We start from the raw sequence: 21,167 nt of genomic DNA on the forward strand, positions 1-21,167 counted from the left end.
ATGGAAAAAGTATTCAGAAATTATAAGGATATAGCTGTAAACGCAGCCGTTCGGGACCATTATCGTAAAATGCGCGAAAGGCAGACCTTTGAATATGTACAGCGGATGCAAAGAAAATATTTGAAGTTTGACAAACCCATGGATCTCTGGGATGCAATGGGCCATTTAAATGACCTTATTGATGTTAGTGATCCGGATTTGGATCTGCCCAATGTGCAACATCTTATTCAAAGTGCCGAAGCAATAAGAGAGGACAACCGGCCAGACTGGATGCAATTGGTTGGACTCATTCATGATTTGGGGAAAGTAATGTTTTTATGGGGAAGTGATGAAGACGGAACCAGCCAGAATGAACAATGGGGAATGGTTGGTGATGTTTTTGTGGTTGGCTGTGCACTTCCGGAATCCTGTGTTTATCCTGAATTCAATGAGCTAAATCCGGATATGAAGGATACCAGGTATAATTCTGAATTAGGAATATATGAAAAGCATTGCGGTCTGGATAATCTTACTTTAGCCTGGGGGCATGATGAATATCTGTTTCAGGTCTTAAAAAACCACAAAAGCAATTCAATACCAGAAGCAGGGATGGCCATGATCAGGTTCCATTCCTTTTACCCATGGCATACCGGAGAAAGCTATGGCTCTTTACTCTCTGGCAAAGACAAGGAATATTTAAATTGGATACGAGATTTCAATAAATACGATCTTTACACTAAATGCAATAAGACCTATGATCTCGAAGAGATTAAGGCCTATTATTTACCTATAGCTCAAAAGTATCTTGGAACCGACCCAATTTACTGGTAAAAAAAGGAAAAAGGATTCCCGAATAAAGCCAAATCCATAACAACAAATTTCAAGGTTTTATATAAATAATCGGTATAACTGATTTCTTCGTCCAAATTCGAAGTAAATGCATTGGAAAGTCCGCCCAAAGCAGTTGAAATAAAACTTACTCTGTTCGGGTATGGACTGTCTGCGGGGAATTAAACCTTTTACATTCTTTAGATAATTTTTATGATATATTAACAATATAAGATGATCAAAATCATTAAATTAGAATGAATTGGGTTGTATTTTTGCAATCAACCCAAATAAAAAAAGCTATAACATGAAACAGAACGTAAAATTTAGCAATATTCTTTTAGCGATTACCGCAGGGATTATGTTGCTAATAGGAATTCCAACAAATATTCACGCAGCCACTTTCTTCCAGGAAGACGTCCAGGAAGAAACATCTTTCAATCAATTCAGAGGAGAGGTAGTTGATGCGAACAACAACAACCCCCTTGTCTTTGCTACTTTAACTTTGGAAGGAACCAACATCAGCACTATAACAAATACGGAAGGGAAATTTTTATTAAAAATACCTACCAGCATCAAACAAGGAAATGTCCTGGTCGGCTATTTGGGTTATAAATCTTCTTCAATTCCTTTGGAGCAATTGAAGGAAAACAATAACAGGATTGCTTTGATGGTCTCCGTAACCGAATTGGATGAGGTAAATGTCGTTATTCCAAAAAGTGCAAGAGCCCTTGTACGGGAAACGCTTAGAAAAAAAGGTGAGAATTACTTTGACGATCCCACACTTATGACAGCATTTTACAGGGAAACCATTAAAAAACGAAGGAAAAATGTATCGCTTTCAGAGGCCGTGGTGAACATATATAAATCCCCATATACGACCGGACAAAAGGATGCGGTGCAGCTTTACAAGGCCAGAAAAAGTACGGATTACAGCAAATTAGATACAGTAGCTTTGAAACTTCAGGGTGGCCCGTTTAATGCTCTTTATGTTGATATCATGAAATACCCGGAATATATCTTTAATGAGGTTACCATGGAAGATTATAATTTTACTTTTGAAAGATCTACAAGGATCAATGATAAATTGATTTATGTAATAGGATTTAAACAGCGTCCGGATATTTATGACCCTCTTTATAAAGGCCAATTATTTATTGATGCTGAAAAAAAGATACTTACCAGCGCCATATATTCTTTAAATATTACAGATAAAGAACTGGCCAGTAAAATGTTTGTCAGAAAAAAACCCCACAATGCCCGGGTATATCCAACAGATATTGCCTATAGAGTGGATTATAGAGAAAAAGATGGAAAATGGTATTATGGCTATAGCAATGCATTATTGGAATTTAAAATCAATTGGGATAAAAAACTTTTTAACTCAGTTTATAGCATGAGCTGTGAAATGGCCGTAACGGACTGGGAAAAGAATCTTGCCGGTGAACTTCCGAAAGCTAAAGACAGACTAAAATCGTCTATTATACTTAGTGATGCAGCCGTTGGATTTTCAGATCCGGATTTCTGGGGAGAATACAATATTATAGAACCTGAAAAGTCTATTGAATCTGCTATTAAAAAAATTCAACGACAATTAAAAAAGTCTAAGACTGAAGGCGGAGAATCTGCTCCTTAAAATTGCCAAAAACATTTCTTAAATAAATCGGCCTCCACCAGGGGCCGATTGCTGTTTAATTGACAGGCTGAATATCTTTCAACACAAAGACTTTGATCTTGATACTTATCAACAATTGTTTATAAAATAGGTTCATAACATGTTGATTTTTAAATTCTTATAAATTTTGAATTCTTTTGAAAAATGCATTATATTTATATCATGGTTTAAGGGTCATACCTGTCTAGGGTAAGTCATTAGAACCATTATAAAGTTGACGTTCTTTATATTATTGTTTAGTTTTAAAATTGAAATAGGGTAATTTATTATCAGATTTTAATTGCAAGACGAGCATGATGAAGGAAGGCTGTAGTTTTCCGGACTTATGTGGATTCGTTTGCGTTAAATATAGAGCTTCGGCTTTGTGTTTAAGATAAGTGAATTAAAACGATAAGAAGATACCTTCATTATGTTGCTTGGTTGAAAAATTAAGAACATAGAAAGTTTCAAACGTTGATGTAGTTAGTCAAATGCAATCAATGGTTGCAGTCCTGTACTACGGTGCAGAACAAAAAGTTTGCTAGCTATTTCTAGAAAGCCATGTCATTGTACTTGTACAACGATATGGCTTTTGTTTTTATATCCTCCCTATATAAAATTTCCTGCCTTTTTTATTTAAGAATACACCACTTCGATATATGGGCCAAAGTTTGATAATCTGGTGTTTAATGATACCTTAATATTGTATATTTGCTGCGCTTTAATCAATCTATTTCAATCTATGCCAAAAATTATTTACACCAAAACTGATGAAGCGCCTGCCCTGGCCACCCAATCATTCTTACCAATTGTAAAAGCATATACCAAGACCTCAGGTGTAGTCATCGAATTAAAAGACATTTCGTTAGCAGGAAGGGTATTAGCAGTTTTCCCGGATTTCTTGGAAGATAATCAGCAAATCCCGGATGACCTGACTGAGCTGGGCAACCTGGCAAAAACTCCAGAAGCGAACATAATAAAGCTTCCTAATATCAGTGCGTCAATACCCCAATTAAAAGAGGCAATCCAAGAACTGCAAAGTAAAGGTTACAACCTACCCGATTACCCGGATGAACCCAAAAGTGATAAGGATTTTGAGATTAAGTCCAGATATGATCGAATTAAAGGTAGTGCGGTAAATCCTGTGCTGCGAGAGGGTAATTCTGATCGAAGAGCCCCCGTGCCTGTAAAGAATTATGCGAAGAAAAACCCGCATTCTATGGGTGCCTGGCATGCCAATTCGAAAACACATGTGGCCACAATGGGCCATGGTGACTTTAGGTCTAATGAAAAATCACTTACTATTGAAAAAGCCGGCGATGTTAACATAGTTTTGAAGGCTACGGATGGTTCCGTAAGTATTTTAAAAGAAAAGGTATCCTTGCTGCAAGGTGAAATAATCGATGCAACCGTCCTTAGTAAATCTGCGCTTCTTGAGTTTTTAAAGGAGCAGCTGGCAGATGCCAGGAAAAAGGGAGTACTATTCTCAGTTCATCTCAAGGCTACTATGATGAAAGTTTCGGACCCTATTATCTTTGGTCATGTGATGGAGGTCTATTTTGCGGATGTATTTAAAAAATATTCAGCCCTTTTTGAGGAAATTGGCATCAGTTCTAATGATGGCCTCGAAGTGTTATTCGAAAAATTAAAAAATCTTCCGGAGAATAAAAGAACAGAAATTGAGGAAGATATAACAAAGGCGATTCAAGATGGTCCTGATCTTGCCATGGTAAATTCCGAAAAAGGAATTACCAACCTTCATGTACCAAGCGACATCATTATTGATGCATCCATGCCCGCTATGATACGTACTTCAGGCCGGATGTGGAATAAGGATGGAAAACTGCAGGACACAAAAGCTATAATCCCTGACAGCAGCTATGCGGGTATCTACCAGGCTACTATAGATTTTTGCAAAAAGAATGGTGCTTTTGATCCGCGCACCATGGGTACTGTACCCAATGTGGGCCTAATGGCCCAGAAGGCAGAGGAATATGGCTCCCATGACAAAACCTTCGAAATAAAAAAAGATGGTATTGTTAGTGTTATCGATAATTTAACCGGGGAGGAACTTTTGAATCATAAGGTTGAAAAAGGCGACATATGGAGAATGTGCCAGGTTAAGGATGCACCTATTCAGGATTGGGTAAAACTTGCAGTGTCAAGGGCAAGAGCTTCAAATACACCTGCTGTATTTTGGCTGGATAAAGAGCGTGCTCACGATGCCGAACTTATTAAAAAAGTAAACAAATATCTTCCTGAAAGTGATACTTCAGGTTTGGATATCAGAATATTATCGCCTATAGAAGCCACAAAATTTACACTCAACCGGATTGTACAAGGAAAAGATACGATCTCAGTATCGGGTAATGTGCTGAGAGATTATTTAACAGACTTGTTCCCTATTCTTGAAGTTGGAACCAGTGCAAAAATGCTTTCTATTGTGCCCTTAATGAATGGAGGTGGGTTATTTGAAACCGGAGCCGGGGGTTCTGCCCCAAAACATGTGGAACAATTCCTTGAAGAAGGTCACCTGAGGTGGGATTCATTAGGCGAATTTTTGGCGTTAAGCGTATCTCTTGACTTTTATGGAAATAAAAATAGCAATCCCAAAGCATTGGTTCTGGCCAAAGCATTGGATGAAGCTACCGAAGAATTTTTAGATAAGGATAAATCCCCTTCAAGAAAAGTAGGTGAATTGGATACGAGAGGAAGTCATTTCTACTTAGGTCTCTATTGGGCTAAGGCTCTTGCCAGTCAGCAAGAAGATAATGAACTTAAAACTACATTTACAGCACTATATTATTCACTTGAAAAAAATTGCAGGCAAATTGAGGAAGAATTAATTAATGCTCAAGGAAGCCCTCAGGATATTGGCGGATACTATAAGCCAGATCCCATGCTTATAAAAAGCGCTATGAGGCCCAGTAAAACCTTAAATTCTTTATTGGAACAGATTTGACATAATTCAGCAATAAATTAATAGACCTCAACAATTTTAGTTGGGGTCTCTTTTTTTAAATTACTGTTAACAATGATTTGATTTTATTCTTAATCCATATTTTTGGTTAAAATTGCTTTTATGACCCAACCATTACGAAAATTCGTAATAACCTTTTTCTTTCTATGCTCTATAGCGCTCTTTTCTCAACAAAGATTTACAATAAATGGAACAGTAACAGAAGCTTCAAGTAATGAAACCTTAATAGGAGTTACTTTACTAGTACCCGATCTGAATACCGGTGTTACCACAAATGATTATGGTTTCTACTCCTTAACCCTGCCGGAAGGAACGTATCAAATCAGGCTGAGTTATTTAGGATACCAGGACATAGTACAAACCATATCACTTACAAAAAACCTCAGATTGAATTTTGAAATGTTTGAAGAGGTTGAACAACTCGAAGAAGTTGTGGTAACTGAAGATGTGGAGAAAATAAATATTCGAAAGCCCCAAATGAGTGTGAATGCATTATCTATTCAAACCATAAAAAAAATCCCTGTTATTTTAGGTGAAGCAGATGTAATAAAATCACTGCTCCTTTTGCCTGGCGTTACCAGTGCCGGAGAGGCCTCTTCAGGTTTTAACGTGCGAGGCGGAGCCGCAGATCAGAACCTCATATTACTGGATGAAGCCACGATTTTTAACTCTTCCCACTTATTTGGGTTTTTCTCCGTTTTTAATCCGGATGCCATAAAGGATGTAAAATTATTTAAAGGGGGTATTCCTGCCAGGTATGGTGGACGTGTTTCTTCAGTACTTGAAATATTTCAAAAAGAAGGTAATAGCAATAAATTTCATATGACCGGCGGCATAGGGGCGGTAGCAAGCAGGTTATTGGCAGAAGGTCCAATAGTAAAAGATAAAGCTGCCTTTTTAATAGGCGGCAGAGCCTCCTACGCTCATTTATTTCTTCCTTTGGTTGATGTTGATAACAAAGCCTATTTCTATGATCTCAATACCAAGTTAAATTACAAGATAAATGAAAGGAACAGTATTTACCTTTCGGGTTATTTTGGTCGTGATGTTTTTAGCATCTCCAATAATTTTGTAAATACCTATGGTAACAGTGTAGTTAACTTTCGCTGGAACCATCTTTTTTCCAATAAATTATTCTCTAACCTCTCGTTGATCTATTCTGATTATTACTATGGTCTGGAGCTTGATTTTGTAGGGTTTGAATGGAATTCCGGAATTAAGAATTTTAATGTCAAATATGACTTTAAACATTATCTGAGCGAAAAATTTCAACTTAATTATGGCTTAAATAATATCTATTATAAATTCAATCCGGGGAAAATAGTTCCAAACAGTCCGGAATCCGGAATTGTAGAAGAACAACTCATTGAAAAATATGCCAATGAATTTGCCGCCTATTTGGGCGTAGAACAGGACATAACAGAAAAACTAAGTCTACAATATGGCTTAAGGTTTAGTTATTTCATGAGACTGGGTCAGGAGGAATTGAATGTTTACGAAAATAACAACCCGGTTATTTTTGATCCCTTTCTGCTTATCTACAGAGAAGCAGAACCCATTGGAACCATAAATCCGGATCGGGGAGAAACTCTGGCCACATTTGCAAATCTGGAACCGCGCGTTTCACTGGCTTACACTCTAAATCCGGATAATTCGTTTAAAGCCAGTTATACAAGACTTGCCCAATACCTTCACCTGCTATCAAATACCAGTTCACCTACTCCCCTGGATGTCTGGACTCCCAGCGGTCCTTTTGTTAAACCACAGCTGTTGGATCAATACGCACTTGGATATTTTAGAAACATAAAAAGCGGTGATTATTCCTTTGAGACTGAAGTCTTTTATAAAGACATTCAAAATAGAATAGATTATATCGATGGCGCAAACTTAATTGCCAATAATGCAATTGAGCAGGTAATTTTAAATGGTTCTGCCCGGGCATATGGTTTGGAGTTGCTTTTTAGAAAAAATCAGGGGAAGTTTCAGGGATGGCTTGCCTATACCCTATCACGCTCAGAACAAAGAACTCCCGGCAGACCTGCTGTTGAAGATACCGGCAGGTCTAATCAGGAAACTGGTATTAATCTGGGGGAATGGTATAGCACTCCTTATGATAAAACACATGATATTTCTGTTTACGGAAGTTATAATCTAAATAAGAAGTGGACTTTCAATAGTAATTTTGTCTATCAAACCGGACAGCCCACAAATTACCCGGTAGGGCAATTTGAGTTTCAGGGAATTGTAGTTCCGTATTATGGCTTGCGAAATACGGAGCGTTTACCTGACTATCATAGACTGGATATATCAGCAACCTTAACCCCAAAGAAAAATGAAGGGAGAAACTGGAAATCCGAGTGGGTGTTCAGCCTTTATAACGTCTATAATCGTATGAATGCAGCTTCTATAAATTTCAGAGAAAACCAGGATACAGGAGTCAATGAAGCGGTACGTACTTCTATTTTTGGTATTGTTCCTTCAGTAACCTATAATTTTAAATTTTAAGCTGACCATGAAAAAATTCATCTATCTCTTAGCGGTTTTTGTACTAAATGTTGCCTGTGAAGAAGTCATAGACGTGGAGGTTCCCACTGAGGCACCAAGGTTAATTGTGGATGCTCTGATACGGGTTGATATAGATGAACCATATATTCCTGTGGAGGTAAAATTATCTTTAAGCAGCGATTTTTTTAATAATAATACACCAACTTCGGCAGAAAGTGTATTAATTCAGTATGATGAGTATGAAGATGGAATAATAATAAATTCAGGTTTTTCCAATTTAGCGGAAGAAATTCCGGGATCCGGTATTTACACTCCGGATCCCAATTTTTCATCAGATCAAAGAATACCTACCAGCATATTAGACAGGAACTTGGTTTTTAACCTGTTAATCAGGCATGATGGCAGGCTATATCTGGCCACGACAGAATATGTACCATCAGTACCAATAGATTCTTTAATTCAGGGAGATGAAACACTGTTCAGTGATGATGAAACAGAAGTAATAGTAACCTTTACGGATGATCCTGAGAGGGAAAGCTTTTATCTTTTGGACTTTGGTTTTAGTGAATTTCTGGTAACAGAAGATAAATTTTACAAAGGACAACAATTTAGTTTTTCATACTTCTATGATCAAACTTTTGAACCTGATACGGAACTTGAAATTGGACTTATGGGTGCAGATAAGACCTTTTTTAACTATATGAATCTCCTTATTGAGCAAACCAATAATGATGCCGGAATTTTTGCCACCCCGGTAGCGACTGTTCGGGGAAATGTGTTTGACATTACCGATATAGACAATATAGATATATCGGATAATGTTGGGCAACCCAATGTATTTCCTCTGGGATATTTTGCGATCGTTCAGGAATACAAGGACACCCTGGTTATTCAGTAAGAATAATTACGCTTTTACTTCACCCCTGATAAGCTTACCCTTTTAATTCAATTCTAATCTTTTATCCGATTCTTTAAAAATTTAGCCATTCCTAATTCAATTAAAGCAGAAGCATTTTCAATGCTATAGGAAAGTGGCTTTGAGGTATCACGAATTTCTATTACCTCTACATTGCCCATCACTTTAAGTTGTTTTTTATTTACCTCTGATACGCCACAAACTACAATTACCGGTATGTTGTAATTTTTCCCTAATTGGCATACCCCATGTATTAATTTTCCCCTTAAGGTCTGTTCATCAATTTTCCCTTCCCCGGTAATAATGTAATCTATGGAATTGGTTTCTATAAGTTTATCAATCCCAGCCAGTTTGAAAATGAAATCCGTACCGCTAATATAATCCGCATTTAAAAACGTCTTTAAACCATAAGCTGTGCCACCTGCAGCTCCCGATCCGGGTATATCGGCGTAATCCTTTTCCATTTCCGCTTTTACAATAGTATGCAGCTGTTTCAATCCATTGTCCAGAAACTCTGCCTCTTCATTATTCGCACCCTTCTGGGCTGCATAAACCCAGGCTGCCCCCTTAGGTCCGAATAATGGGTTGTCCACATCGTTAATGGCATAAATCTTTAAATTTTTATACTCTTTCAGGAATTTTGATGGTTTTATACTACTAATCTTTGATAAATTTTTACCTATTGGTTTTAGCGAATTCCCATATTCATCCAGAAACGAAAAACCACATGCCGTCGCTATTCCCAAACCCGCCTCGTTAGTTGCACTACCCCCCAGACCAATATATATTTTATCAGCGCCGTTTAAAATGGCATCTCTTATTTGAATCCCCGTACCTGTAGTTGAGGTTAGCATTGGATTGCGTTGCTCATCACTTAATAATTCCATTCCTGATGCTTTGGCAAGTTCTATATACGCCTCACCTGTTTGGGGGTTTATTAAATATTCCGTGCTGATTTTTCTTCCTAAAGGGTCTGTTGTAGCAGTTTTTATGGTTTCCAGTTCTACATAGGATCTCACCGAATCAAGAAATCCATCACCTCCATCGGAGGCGGAAACACTGTATACATGAGCCTGCGGGTATATATCTGAAATTGCGCTGCTTATTGCCGCTACAACCTGTTTTGCGCTAAGAGAGCCCTTAAATTTATCCGGTACCAATAGAAAATTCATACACTTTAATTATGATTTTAATAATCCAATTAGGCCCACCAATTATTGATTTGATATCCTATGGAAATATATTTAGCTAACTACTAAATCCCCCTCTGTATAAATATACCGTAATATTCTTATTTTTAACCAGGACAATCAGGCAGAGGCCAATTATGAAAACGAACAAAGAATTATTGATTAAAGGGGTAAAATACCTTGCCTATACACTGGTGCTCATGTTTACAGCCCCGATTGTATTATTTCAGGCATTCAAAAACACCGAACATTCATTTTATATACCTGTACTAGTCTTAGGTTTTATATTAGCGATTGCAGCTATAGCTCTGGGCTTTTATAGTATTAAGGTTTTAATGGACGGTATCTTTACGAGAAACAAATAACTAATCCATAGGAATCAGGGTTTTTAATCTTATAAAAATCATTTAGCTATATTTTGCCTTCATATTCCTAAGATGCTATCTTTGCAAACTTAAATCCTCATACCGGTATATGATTAAAATAACACTCCCAGACGGGTCAGTTAAAGAGTATGAAAAAGGCATAACTCCCTTAGATGTGGCTAAAAGCATCAGCGAAGGTTTAGCAAGGAATGTTATTTCTGCAAAATTTAATGATAAGGTGGTGGAAACCGCTTCTTCATTGAAAGAGGATGGTAAACTTGTCCTTTACACCTGGAGCAATCCAGAAGGAAAAAAAGCATTTTGGCACTCTTCCTCACATATTATAGCACAGGCACTGGAAGAGTTATACCCTGGTATAAAACTCACAATTGGACCTGCAATTGAAAACGGGTTTTATTACGATGTCGATTTTGGAGAGCATTCAATTTCTGAAAAAGATTTTCCGGCCATTGAACAAAAAGCTCTTGAAATTGCCCGTGGAAAACACGACTTTAAAATGCGTTCTGTTTCCAAGAAAGATGCTTTAAAATTTTATAAAGACCAGCACAATGAATACAAGGTAGAGTTAATAGAAAATCTCGAGGATGGCACTATTACCTTTTGTGATCATGATACTTTTACCGATTTATGCAGGGGTGGGCATATCCCAAATACAGGCATTGTTAAGGCCATTAAAATAATGAATGTTGCCGGCGCCTACTGGCGTGGCGATGAGAATAAAACGCAGCTTACCCGGGTTTATGGAATTTCATTTCCAAAACAAAAAGAACTAACGGAATATCTGGAATTACTTGAAGAAGCCAGGAAAAGAGATCACAGGAAATTAGGTAAAGAATTGGAATTATTTACGTTTTCTCAAAAAGTAGGACAAGGTTTGCCATTATGGCTTCCAAAAGGAGCTGCTTTAAGAGAACGTCTTGAAAATTTTCTGAAGAGCGCTCAAAAAAAGGCGGGTTACGAAATGGTGATTACACCACATATTGGGCAAAAAGAATTGTATGTTACTTCCGGACATTATGATAAATATGGGGAAGATAGTTTTCAACCTATTCATACCCCTAAGGAAGATGAGGAGTTTTTATTAAAACCAATGAATTGCCCTCACCATTGTGAAATATTCAATTCCAAACCGTTGAGCTATAGGGAACTTCCCAAACGGTTTGCCGAATTTGGAACGGTTTATCGATACGAACAAAGTGGCGAACTGCATGGACTTACTCGGGTAAGAGGTTTTACACAGGATGATGCTCATATATTCTGCACACCAGATCAGTTGCATCAGGAATTTATTAATGTAATAGACCTTTCTCTGTATGTTTTAGGTTCTCTGGGCTTTGATAATTTTATCGCTCAGGTTTCCCTGCGAGATCCGGAAAAGCCAGAAAAATATATTGGTTCTATTGAAAACTGGGAAAAGGCAGAAAAAGCAATCCTTAATGCCGCTGAAGAAAAAAATTTAAATTTCGTCGTTGAAAAAGGTGAAGCCGCCTTTTATGGACCAAAATTAGATTTCATGGTCAAAGATGCCTTAGGCAGAAATTGGCAATTGGGGACAATTCAGGTCGACTATAACCTGCCGGAACGCTTTGAACTCACCTATAAAGGCAGTGATAATGCGGAACACAGACCCGTAATGATTCACAGGGCACCGTTTGGCAGCATGGAGCGATTTGTGGCCTTGTTACTTGAACATACCGGAGGAAATTTTCCATTATGGCTTACCCCGGATCAGGCTATTCTGCTGCCGGTAAGTGAGAAACATGAAAAATATGCCGAAAAAGTTTTAAATTCCTTGGAAAATCACGAAATTCGCGCGCTCGTTGATGTTAGGAACGAGACTGTAGGTAAGAAAATACGGGAGGCAGAAATGAATAAAATACCGTATATGCTGATTGTAGGTGAAAATGAAGAGGAACAAAATACAATTTCGGTGCGCAAGCACGGAGGTGAAGACCTGGGCATGCTAAGTATAAAAGAATTTGCAAACTTGGTCGAAAAGGAAATAAGTAGTACATTAAAGTCGTTTTAATAGTAAAGTTTAATTAAAAATATAAGCCATAGCAATACGAAGAAGATTTAGGCCCCAACCCAGGAGGGAAAACAAGAACCCTCATAATATCAATGAAAAAATTACTGCACCAAGTATTCGTTTGGTTGGTGATAACGTTGAAGTGGGTATATATCCCATTGCTAAAGCAATTGTTCTGGCCGAAGAGCAAGGTCTGGATTTGGTGGAAATTTCACCAAAAGCGGATCCGCCGGTTTGTAAAGTAATTGATTATAAAAAATTCCTTTACGAGCAAAAAAAGCGAGAAAAGGTAATGAAGGCGAAAGCCACCAAAGTAATCATTAAAGAGATTAGATTTGGCCCTAATACCGATGATCACGATTATGAATTTAAAAAGAAACATGCTGAAAAGTTTCTGAAAGACGGGGCTAAATTAAAGGCATACGTTTTTTTTAAAGGAAGATCTATAGTTTATAAGGACAAAGGAGAAATTCTCTTGTTAAAGCTGGCACAGGAGCTGGAAGAATTTGGCAAGGTAGAGCAGATGCCAAGGCTTGAAGGAAAGCGAATGACAATGTTCATAGCGCCTAAGACGAAAAAATAAGAAAGAAAAGAAGCGAGATTAATAAACAAATAGGAAAAATGCCTAAGATCAAAACAAAATCCAGTGCCAAAAAGCGTTTTAAGCTTACAGGCTCTGGCAAAATCAAAAGAAAGCACGCTTTTAAGAGTCACATTTTGACAAAGAAGTCTAAAAAGCGAAAGCTTAAGCTAACACATGCCACATTGGTACACGATTCCGATGTAGCAAATATTAAAGGACAATTAGGTTTAAAATAAACTGTCCTTTGGGTAATCAGTATTAACCATGGAGTTGGGCCAATAAAAGTGTTTCTGGAATTATTCTACGAACCGCCTACTACAAAAACAAATGTAAAAAATGCCAAGATCAGTAAATTCAGTAGCTTCCAGAGCCAGAAGAAAAAAGGTAATGAAGCAAGCCAAAGGTTACTTCGGGAGACGTAAAAACGTCTGGACAGTAGCTAAAAATGCGGTTGAAAAAGCAATGGTATATGCTTATAGGGACCGTAGAAATAAGAAAAGAAATTTCCGTGCACTATGGATCACGCGTATTAATGCGGGCGCAAGGCTGCATGGAATGTCTTACTCACAATTCATGGGTAAGGTTAAAGCCAATAATATAGAACTTAACAGAAAAGTTCTGGCAGATTTGGCAATGAACCACCCGGATGCCTTTAAAGCCGTTGTGGATAAGGTAAAATAGAAAAAACTCTCGCTTCAAAGCCCTGATGATAACCATCAGGGCTTTTTTTTATATTCCTTTAAAAGGGTTAACTTCCAAAACAGCTAAGGACTAAACTACGGCCCGAAGCGCTATTTCTATGTTCGCATAAATAAATTCCCTGCCAAATACCCAGATTTAATCGTCCGCCGCTAATCGGAATTTGAATTGAAGATCCCATAAGCGACGCTTTAATATGTGCAGGCATATCGTCGGAACCTTCAAAAGTATGTCTATAATAAGGGGCATCTTCAGGTACCATGGTATTCATATGTGCTTCAAAATCTGAACGTACCGTAGCGTCCGCATTTTCATTAATAGTTAAACTTGCAGATGTATGTTTTATGAACACATTGAGGAACCCCATCTTAATTCCCCGTATTTCCGGAAAATTTTCTTTGATAGTCTCCGTAATTAAATGAAAACCTCGTTTATAAGGTCTTAATCTTATTTCCTTTTGGTAAATTTTCATGGCCGTTTATATTATGTAAAACTTTGTGAAAGTTACTTGTAATTTACACATAAAAAATACCTTTGCCCACAACAGCACGAAATATGGATTTATCTAAAATAAAAATGGTGGTAACGGATATGGATGGAACACTTTTGAATTCCAGACATGAAGTAAGCCCTCTTTTTTTTGAATTATACGGGGAATTAAGGAAAAGGGAAATCCTTTTTGTTGCAGCCAGTGGCCGCCAATACAATAGTATTGCTGATAAACTTAGCCCGATTGAAAATGAGATAATTATAATCGCGGAGAACGGTGGACTGGCTATACAGAATGATCAGGAACTGATTTCAACCCCCTTGGATTCAATTTCAAAGAATACCATCCTGAGCATTTTGGAAAAGATTGAAGGAGCCCATCCTGTATTATGTGGCAAACACAATGCTTATATTCTTGGTGAATCTCCAAGATTTATCAATACATTGAAAGAGTATTATACCAAATATTCAATTATTGAAGATTTGCAAAAGTTTGAGAACGAGGTGATGAAAATTGCCGTATATCACTATGAGGGTTCAGAAAAACATATATATCCGTCAGTGAAACACCTTGAAGGTAAATTCAAGATAAAAGTATCTGGCGAAAACTGGGTAGATTTATCTCATATAAATGCACATAAAGGTTTTGCATTACAGAAAATACAGGAAAAATATAGTATTGGCCCCGAAGAAACTCTTGTTTTTGGTGACTATAACAATGACCTGGAAATGCTTGCGCTTGCAAAATATAGTTTTGCCATGGCTAATGCACACCCAAATGTCCTAAGATCTGCTAATTATACTACCTTAAGTAATGATAATTTTGGAGTAGAGCATATCCTTAAAAAACTAATTAAAGATAAAAACTAGGTCTTTTGTTTCTTCTTGCGCGCTGCCGGAAACAATACGTTGTTTAAAATTAGTCGATAGCCGGGAGAATTTGGATGAAGTTCCAACTCAGTTTTAGGATCCCCTACCCTATGCTGGTAGTCCTCCGGATCGTGCCCACCGTAAAAAGTAAAAAACCCTTTCCCTTTTATACCATGTATATAACGGGCTTCTCCGTTTATTTTATTTTCACCCAAAATCAGTACGGTAGGTTTTACTTCGTTTCTTTCAAAAGCAGTTGTCTGGCCCATAAATCCCTTTATCAAAGAAGTGTGATTCTGGCAGAGCATGGTTGGAACAGGATCCCACTTTGCTGAAAAATCCATTAAACTAAAATAATCTGTCTCGCGTGCAACATTACTCCGCTTGCTTGTCATATCAATGGAAGAAAATTCATAACGCAATGGATTTCGCTCTAATGTAAAATTTGTAAAGGCAAAGGTTTTATTGAAGTCCAGCCTGCTTTGATAGTTAGCATCCGAAGGATCCCCATCAAACATTGGTTCACAAATATCAACGCCGTCGGCTGCAAGCGATATATCAAAACTATCTGTTGCAGAGCACATTGCAAACATAAATCCTCCGCCTATTACATAATTCCTTATTTTAAGTGCAACAGCTCTTTTTTCCTCTGAAACCTTATTGTATCCAAGCTTTGCCGCCAAGGCCTCTGCCTCCTGTTTACCTTCAATATACCAGGGGGCAGCCCTGTAAGCCCCATAAAATTTACCATATTGTCCGGTAAAATCTTCATGATGTAAGTGAAGCCAGTCATATAAAACAAGTTTATTATCTAATACTTCTTCGTCATATATAGTGATATAGGGAATTTCCGCATAAGTCAACGCCATCGTTACCGCATCATCCCACGGCTGATTGTTCTTGGGTGAGTAAACCGCTATTTTTGGTGCTTTCTCCAGTACTACTGCTTCCTGATTTTTTGACGGACTACTTATACCATCCAGAATGGATTGGGTTTGTCCGTCCGACAAAATTTCGAAGCTTACCCCCCTTATCTGGCACTCTTTCCGGATAGATTCGCCATCAGGCAATAAAAATGACCCTCCCCTATAATTTAAAAGCCATTGAACTTTTTGTTGTTTGGTCAATACCCAGTAAGTAATACCATAAGCTTTTAAGTGGTTCTCCTGACTCTCCGCGTCCATTGGGATTAGAATTGCAGAGGCTTTGGCTTGAAAAGAAGCTACTAAAAGAGATAGAACCAACAACAGAAAGGTTGCAGTCTTATGCTTTCTGAAATTGGAGCAGCAGGTATTAAAAAGGTACATCATTATCATCCGGGTCTAAATCAGAATCATCATTCATAGTACTTCCAATAGCTTCTTCCGCACCGGGAAGGTTTTTAGCTATGAATGGATTATCCCCATCTATATTCATCTTTGACTGAAACTCAAATGGTGAATCAAAGTCATCCAAGTTATCAAATTTACCCAGTTGTGCAATGAACTTTAACCTAATATTATCTAATCCGCCATTCCTGTGTTTAGCTACTATAAATTCTGCCTGGCCCTGAGTTGGTGTTCGCTCTTCATCATCCCATTCATCAATTTTGTAATATTCCGGGCGATATATAAAGGAAACGATATCGGCATCCTGCTCAATAGCACCGGATTCCCTGAGATCAGATAAAATTGGCCTTTTGCTACCTCCCCGCGTTTCTACCGCCCTGGACAACTGGGACAAAGCAATTACCGGGACATTTAATTCTTTTGCCAGTGCTTTTAAGTTTCTGGAAATCGTTGAAATCTCCTGTTCCCTATTTCCGCCTTTTTGGCTGCCGCCGGCAGTCATTAGTTGCAAATAATCCAGTACAATTAATTTAATTTTGTGCTGTGATGCCAATCTTCTTGCCTTTGCCCTGAGATCAAAAATGGATAGGGATGGGGTATCATCAATGAATAAAGGAGCTTTCTCAAGTGCTTTTACTTTTACATTCAATTGTTCCCATTCATGTTTTTCCAGTCTTCCGGTCCTAAGTTTTTCTGAAGGTAAACCCGTTTCGGAAGATATTAGCCTGGTAATCAATTGTACAGAAGACATTTCCAAAGAGAAAAAGGCTACCGGGATATTGGAATTGACTGCCATATTCCTTGCCATGGATAGTGTGAGCGCGGTTTTACCCATACCCGGCCTTGCTGCAATAATCACCAAATCACTTGGTTGCCATCCGGAAGTGAGCCGGTCTACTTTATCAAAACCAGAAGGAATACCACTTAAACCATCCTTATTGGATATTTCCTCAATTTTCTTTTTGGCCTGAATCACCAGGTTTTGAGCTGTTTCAGCAGAACGCTTTAAATTTCCCTGGGTAACTTCATATAATTTAGCCTCTGCATTATCAAGGAGATCAAAAACATCTGTAGAATCAGTATATGCATCCTCAATAATTTCACTTGAAATTTTAATCAGACTACGTTGAATATATTTTTGAAGAATAATCCTTGCATGGAACTCAATATGAGCTGAAGAAGCTACTTTTTGGGTTAATTTTATTAAATAAAAATCTCCTCCAACGGCCTCAAGTTGCTCATCCTTCCGGAGTTGGCTTGAAACGGTTAATAAATCCACAGGTTCCGAACTTTCGAACAATTTAAAGATAGCCTCATAGATATATCGATGCGCATCTTTATAAAATGCATCCGGATGTAAAATATCAATAACCTCATCCACACCTTTTTTATCAATCATCATTGCGCCAAGCACAACTTCCTCTAAATCAACAGCTTGGGGTGGTATTTTACCCTTCTCGAGATTGATGATTGCTGGCTTGCCTATTTTACGACCAATAATTGGACTTGGTTTTTCCATGTGTGTAAAAATATACAATTAACCTTTAGTTAACTTTAAATTAAGCTTTAACGATATCAACTGGTAATTAACAATTAGACTGTTCATAAGTTACGAATTTGTGTTGATAACCAAAAAAATCCGAAGAATGAATTCTCCGGACTTCCTTCATCCTGATAAAAACGTGGATTAGCCGTTAAATACGCCCATATTTGCGTATTTATCCATTCGGGTTGCAACTAATTCTTTTGGTGATAACTTTTTGAGATCCTCATAATGTTTGGATATTTTGTTTTTTACGATTTCAAAAGTCTTTTCCCTATTACTATGGGCGCCTCCGGAGGGTTCCCGAACAATCTCGTCGATGAGTTTTAATTTTTTCATGTCCGTTGCAGTAAGTTTTAGTGCCTCCGCAGCAATTTCCTTATACTCCCAGCTTCTCCACAAAATTGAAGAGCAGGATTCCGGGGATATAACGGAATACCAGGTATTTTCGAGCATCAATACCTTGTCTCCTACGCCTATTCCCAATGCCCCACCAGAAGCCCCCTCTCCTATTATCACCACAATAATTGGCACTTTAAGACGGGTCATCTCAAGGATATTCCTGGCTATAGCTTCTCCCTGTCCTCGTTGCTCTGCTTCTATACCGGGATACGCACCGGGTGTATCAATTAAACAAACAACTGGTATCCCGAATTTCTCAGCAGATTTCATAAGTCTGAGCGCTTTCCTGTATCCTTCGGGATTAGCCATCCCAAAATTCCTGTACTGTCTGGTTTTAGTATTATAGCCCTTCTGCTGACCAACAAACATATAACTCTGGTCTCCAATTTTTCCCAAACCACCAATCATGGCCTTGTCGTCTTTTACATTCCTATCGCCATGCAGCTCTAAAAAAGTATCCCCGCAAATGGCATTAATATAATCCAGCGTATAGGGTCTGTTTGGATGTCTTGAAAGCTGCACCCGCTGCCAGGCGGTTAGGTTTTTGTAGATATTTTTTCTTGTCTCTTCTAATTTTTCTTCAATTTGCCTGCAGGTCTCGGTTACATCAACTTCGCTCTCCTCACCTATAATCTGGCATTTCTCCAATTGCTCCACCAATTCCTTAATAGGAAGTTCAAATTCCAAATATTCCATTAAAAAAGATTTTTGCCACCATCAAGAATGGCATTAGTTAGATTGTGTGAACAAATATAAAATTTTATACCGTTTTACACATTAAATTAATAAACACTTAAGGTAACCTAACCCCATATTAACTTCTATTACCAGATTTTCTTCTGTTCTTCAGGATACCATTTGCAATAATAGTTGTCACTATAATAAGGGCTCCGATATAAAAAAGCGGGCTCATCTTTTCGCTCTGCCCAAAGATTAAAAGCGCCAATAGAATACCATATACGGGTTCTAAATTTATAGTTAGCATAACAGTGTACGGACTTATAAATCGCATAACTTTTATTGCGGCGATAAAAGCATAGGCCGTACATACCGATGCCAGGACAAAAATAAAGACCCAGTCATTTAAGGGAAGCATAAAAAACGACCCATTGAAGGATCCATCTATTAGCAAATAAACTGTAATAAAAAATGCACCGCTCATTAGTTCATAGAAAGAAATTGTAGACGGCTTATGTGTTTTAATCAATTGTCCGTTTATTAAGGTAAACACAGCTCCCAGCAATGCAGAAATAAGAGCCAGGCTCATTCCGAGACTATAAGAAGTATTTACATTAAATATCAGGTAAAGGCCCAAAACAACCATCAGACCAAATACAACTTCATACCAAATCATTTTTCTGCCGTACCAAATTGGCTCAAGAAATGCAGTGAACAATGCACCCGTAGACATTGTTACCAATGCAATAGAAACATTAGATACCTTAATTGCCTTAAAAAATGTCACCCAGTGCAGCGCTATGACAATTCCTGCCATAAACATTATCATTCCGGTTTTAGAACTGACCCTGATGGAATTGCGCCTGATGGAATTGCGCCTGATGAAAATAAAAACAGCCACCAGGATAGAAGCAATTACCATCCGATACCAAACCAAAGGCATAGCGTCTATTGAGATTAACTTTCCAAGGACTGCCGTAAAACCCCAAATTAAAACGATCAGGTGAAGGTGCAGATAGTTTTTAAACTTATCGTTTGGCATTTTTAAGCAAATAAAACCCTAAAATACCAAATAACACATTAGGTATGATTACTGCCAACAAAGGCGAAAAGCCGGATTGCTCCGCCAGTGTACCAAATACTTTATCAAAAAATATGTATATGAAGGCTACTCCTATTCCAAAAGCCAGGTTTACACCCATACCCCCTCTTCGTTTCACCGAAGAAACGGCCACCCCAATAACGGTAAGAATAAATGCGGCAACCGGGAGTGCCCACCGCCGGTATTTGACCAAAATGTAGGAGTTAATATTTGATGCTCCCTTTTTTTTCTGGACCTCAATAAATTCATTTAGTTCAAATATATTTTTAGTCTCGGCTACATAGGAAACCGGGGTTAAGTCTTCAATATTAAAAGTAAATAAAGTATCCAGCCTCCTTTTTTTCTCAATGACCTCAGTATTGGCGCTTATTTTCCGCTTGACATAGGATGTTAATCTGTAAAGGCTGTCTTTTGGTACCCAGCGAATATTACCGGCCGATATCTTGTAATCCAATTGATTCTGATCATTAAAATGTTCGAATGTAAAATTATATCCTATCCTTCTTGCAGGATCAAAACTACTGACATAAATAAAATCATTCTCGTTCAGCTGGTTAAAGATATTACTCGTAACCCGGTCTTTATTTCCCCTTTTTAAATATTTAAACTTAAACTCATTATACTCTTTGCTGGCATTGGGCACAATGAACATCCCCATAAAAAACATTAGCACTGCAATGATACTTGCCCCAATCCAATAAGGCCGCAAAAAGCGACTATATGAAACACCCGAACTTAGAATGGCCACTATTTCCGTATTATTGGCCAATTTTGACGTAAAGAAAATAATAGACAGAAACAAAAAAATAGGAAACAAGAGACTGCCTATGTAAATCGTAAAATTAAGGTAGTAGATAAGTATTTCATTAAGGGGAGCTTCATTGTCTATCATCTTCCCTATCTGCTCCGCAAGATTAAGCATAATCCCAATTGGCACAAATAACATTAACATGGTACCAAAAGTGGCCAGATATCTTTTTAATATGTATTTGTCTAAAATTGTCAT

General features: G+C 37.8%; 18 protein-coding genes. 11 read left to right on the plus strand and 7 right to left on the minus strand.

All coding sequences use genetic code 11. The annotated features are described in order from the left end of the window. The 5 genes from G504_RS18610 to G504_RS0111280 all read left to right on the plus strand — a co-directional run bounded on the left by G504_RS18610 (position 1) and on the right by G504_RS0111280 (position 8,844). Positions 1–810 (plus strand): inositol oxygenase family protein, encoded by an 810-nt coding sequence (locus G504_RS18610; protein ID WP_157473261.1) that lies wholly within the window; start codon positions 1–3, stop codon positions 808–810. Between the two features lie 304 nt (positions 811–1,114). After that, the gene (locus G504_RS0111265; protein WP_019670286.1) at positions 1,115–2,443 is read left to right on the plus strand and encodes a carboxypeptidase-like regulatory domain-containing protein; all 1,329 of its coding nucleotides are present in this window, start codon (positions 1,115–1,117) and stop codon (positions 2,441–2,443) included. Positions 2,444–3,203: 760 nt separating this feature from the next. Beyond that, complete coding sequence (locus G504_RS0111270; protein ID WP_019670287.1) at positions 3,204–5,423, plus strand: NADP-dependent isocitrate dehydrogenase; 2,220 nt, start codon at positions 3,204–3,206, stop codon at positions 5,421–5,423. Positions 5,424–5,543: 120 nt separating this feature from the next. Beyond that, positions 5,544–7,946, plus strand: a complete 2,403-nt coding sequence (locus G504_RS0111275) for a TonB-dependent receptor (RefSeq protein ID WP_019670288.1) — start codon at positions 5,544–5,546, stop codon at positions 7,944–7,946. Between the two features lie 7 nt (positions 7,947–7,953). After that, positions 7,954–8,844, plus strand: coding sequence for a DUF4249 family protein (locus G504_RS0111280; protein WP_019670289.1), 891 nt, complete (start codon positions 7,954–7,956; stop codon positions 8,842–8,844). Between the two features lie 53 nt (positions 8,845–8,897). On the opposite strand, the gene G504_RS0111285 is transcribed toward G504_RS0111280, so the two are convergent. Beyond that, positions 8,898–10,034, minus strand: coding sequence for a glycerate kinase (locus G504_RS0111285; protein ID WP_019670290.1), 1,137 nt, complete (start codon positions 10,032–10,034; stop codon positions 8,898–8,900). A 155-nt stretch (positions 10,035–10,189) separates the two neighbouring features. Between G504_RS0111285 and G504_RS0111290 the strand changes: the two genes are divergently transcribed. The 5 genes from G504_RS0111290 (at position 10,190) to rplT (ending at position 13,731) form a co-directional block, all read left to right on the plus strand. Further along, the gene (locus G504_RS0111290; protein ID WP_019670291.1) at positions 10,190–10,417 is read left to right on the plus strand and encodes a DUF6095 family protein; all 228 of its coding nucleotides are present in this window, start codon (positions 10,190–10,192) and stop codon (positions 10,415–10,417) included. A gap of 109 nt (positions 10,418–10,526) precedes the next feature. After that, positions 10,527–12,467 carry a threonine--tRNA ligase gene (gene thrS, locus G504_RS0111295; RefSeq protein WP_019670292.1) on the plus strand — a complete coding sequence of 647 codons (1,941 nt, stop codon included), beginning with the start codon at positions 10,527–10,529 and terminating at the stop codon, positions 12,465–12,467. Between the two features lie 28 nt (positions 12,468–12,495). Then, the gene (infC, locus tag G504_RS0111300) at positions 12,496–13,050 is read left to right on the plus strand and encodes a translation initiation factor IF-3 (protein WP_083930748.1); all 555 of its coding nucleotides are present in this window, start codon (positions 12,496–12,498) and stop codon (positions 13,048–13,050) included. A gap of 38 nt (positions 13,051–13,088) precedes the next feature. Then, the gene (rpmI, locus tag G504_RS0111305) at positions 13,089–13,286 is read left to right on the plus strand and encodes a 50S ribosomal protein L35 (RefSeq protein WP_019670294.1); all 198 of its coding nucleotides are present in this window, start codon (positions 13,089–13,091) and stop codon (positions 13,284–13,286) included. A 100-nt stretch (positions 13,287–13,386) separates the two neighbouring features. Further along, on the plus strand, positions 13,387–13,731 hold the full coding sequence (gene rplT / locus G504_RS0111310) for a 50S ribosomal protein L20 (protein ID WP_019670295.1): 345 nt from the start codon (positions 13,387–13,389) through the stop codon (positions 13,729–13,731). 67 nt (positions 13,732–13,798) lie between these two features. Here the strand turns inward: rplT and G504_RS0111315 are convergent, their stop codons facing one another. Then, complete coding sequence (locus G504_RS0111315; protein ID WP_019670296.1) at positions 13,799–14,221, minus strand: secondary thiamine-phosphate synthase enzyme YjbQ; 423 nt, start codon at positions 14,219–14,221, stop codon at positions 13,799–13,801. Positions 14,222–14,304: 83 nt separating this feature from the next. On the opposite strand from G504_RS0111315, the gene G504_RS0111320 reads away from it, so the two are divergent. Further along, a complete protein-coding gene (locus G504_RS0111320; RefSeq protein ID WP_019670297.1) occupies positions 14,305–15,108 on the plus strand; it encodes an HAD family hydrolase in 804 nt (267 codons plus the stop codon). Here the strand turns inward: G504_RS0111320 and G504_RS0111325 are convergent. From G504_RS0111325 to G504_RS0111345, 5 genes are all read right to left on the minus strand, one after another. Further along, positions 15,105–16,292, minus strand: coding sequence for an asparagine synthetase B (locus G504_RS0111325; RefSeq protein WP_394330230.1), 1,188 nt, complete (start codon positions 16,290–16,292; stop codon positions 15,105–15,107). The two genes, G504_RS0111320 and G504_RS0111325, sit on opposite strands and share 4 nt — an antisense overlap. Positions 16,293–16,401: 109 nt before the next feature. Further along, on the minus strand, positions 16,402–17,955 hold the full coding sequence (dnaB, locus tag G504_RS0111330) for a replicative DNA helicase (RefSeq protein WP_019670299.1): 1,554 nt from the start codon (positions 17,953–17,955) through the stop codon (positions 16,402–16,404). 168 nt (positions 17,956–18,123) lie between these two features. After that, positions 18,124–19,077, minus strand: coding sequence for an acetyl-CoA carboxylase carboxyltransferase subunit alpha (locus G504_RS0111335; protein ID WP_019670300.1), 954 nt, complete (start codon positions 19,075–19,077; stop codon positions 18,124–18,126). 118 nt (positions 19,078–19,195) lie between these two features. Beyond that, entirely contained in the window at positions 19,196–20,101 is a 906-nt protein-coding gene (locus G504_RS0111340) for a DMT family transporter (protein ID WP_019670301.1), read from the minus strand. Further along, positions 20,088–21,167, minus strand: coding sequence for an LptF/LptG family permease (locus tag G504_RS0111345; RefSeq protein WP_019670302.1), 1,080 nt, complete (start codon positions 21,165–21,167; stop codon positions 20,088–20,090). Before G504_RS0111345 ends, G504_RS0111340 begins: the two co-directional genes overlap by 14 nt.

The organism is Eudoraea adriatica DSM 19308, from assembly GCF_000382125.1.
Classification (GTDB): Bacteria; Bacteroidota; Bacteroidia; order Flavobacteriales; family Flavobacteriaceae; genus Eudoraea; species Eudoraea adriatica.

What these genes read in the sequence shown, in the direction of transcription:
- G504_RS18610 (WP_157473261.1), top strand. Translation starts at nt 1, where the DNA reads ATGGAAAAAGTATTCAGAAATTATAAGGATATAGCTGTAAACGCAGCC.
- G504_RS0111265 (WP_019670286.1), top strand. Translation starts at nt 1,115, where the DNA reads ATGAAACAGAACGTAAAATTTAGCAATATTCTTTTAGCGATTACCGCA.
- G504_RS0111270 (WP_019670287.1), top strand. Translation starts at nt 3,204, where the DNA reads ATGCCAAAAATTATTTACACCAAAACTGATGAAGCGCCTGCCCTGGCC.
- G504_RS0111275 (WP_019670288.1), top strand. Translation starts at nt 5,544, where the DNA reads ATGACCCAACCATTACGAAAATTCGTAATAACCTTTTTCTTTCTATGC.
- G504_RS0111280 (WP_019670289.1), top strand. Translation starts at nt 7,954, where the DNA reads ATGAAAAAATTCATCTATCTCTTAGCGGTTTTTGTACTAAATGTTGCC.
- G504_RS0111285 (WP_019670290.1), bottom strand. Translation starts at nt 10,034, where the DNA reads ATGAATTTTCTATTGGTACCGGATAAATTTAAGGGCTCTCTTAGCGCA.
- G504_RS0111290 (WP_019670291.1), top strand. Translation starts at nt 10,190, where the DNA reads ATGAAAACGAACAAAGAATTATTGATTAAAGGGGTAAAATACCTTGCC.
- thrS (WP_019670292.1), top strand. Translation starts at nt 10,527, where the DNA reads ATGATTAAAATAACACTCCCAGACGGGTCAGTTAAAGAGTATGAAAAA.
- rpmI (WP_019670294.1), top strand. Translation starts at nt 13,089, where the DNA reads ATGCCTAAGATCAAAACAAAATCCAGTGCCAAAAAGCGTTTTAAGCTT.
- rplT (WP_019670295.1), top strand. Translation starts at nt 13,387, where the DNA reads ATGCCAAGATCAGTAAATTCAGTAGCTTCCAGAGCCAGAAGAAAAAAG.
- G504_RS0111315 (WP_019670296.1), bottom strand. Translation starts at nt 14,221, where the DNA reads ATGAAAATTTACCAAAAGGAAATAAGATTAAGACCTTATAAACGAGGT.
- G504_RS0111320 (WP_019670297.1), top strand. Translation starts at nt 14,305, where the DNA reads ATGGATTTATCTAAAATAAAAATGGTGGTAACGGATATGGATGGAACA.
- G504_RS0111325 (WP_394330230.1), bottom strand. Translation starts at nt 16,292, where the DNA reads ATGGACGCGGAGAGTCAGGAGAACCACTTAAAAGCTTATGGTATTACT.
- dnaB (WP_019670299.1), bottom strand. Translation starts at nt 17,955, where the DNA reads ATGGAAAAACCAAGTCCAATTATTGGTCGTAAAATAGGCAAGCCAGCA.
- G504_RS0111335 (WP_019670300.1), bottom strand. Translation starts at nt 19,077, where the DNA reads ATGGAATATTTGGAATTTGAACTTCCTATTAAGGAATTGGTGGAGCAA.
- G504_RS0111340 (WP_019670301.1), bottom strand. Translation starts at nt 20,101, where the DNA reads ATGCCAAACGATAAGTTTAAAAACTATCTGCACCTTCACCTGATCGTT.
- G504_RS0111345 (WP_019670302.1), bottom strand. Translation starts at nt 21,167, where the DNA reads ATGACAATTTTAGACAAATACATATTAAAAAGATATCTGGCCACTTTT.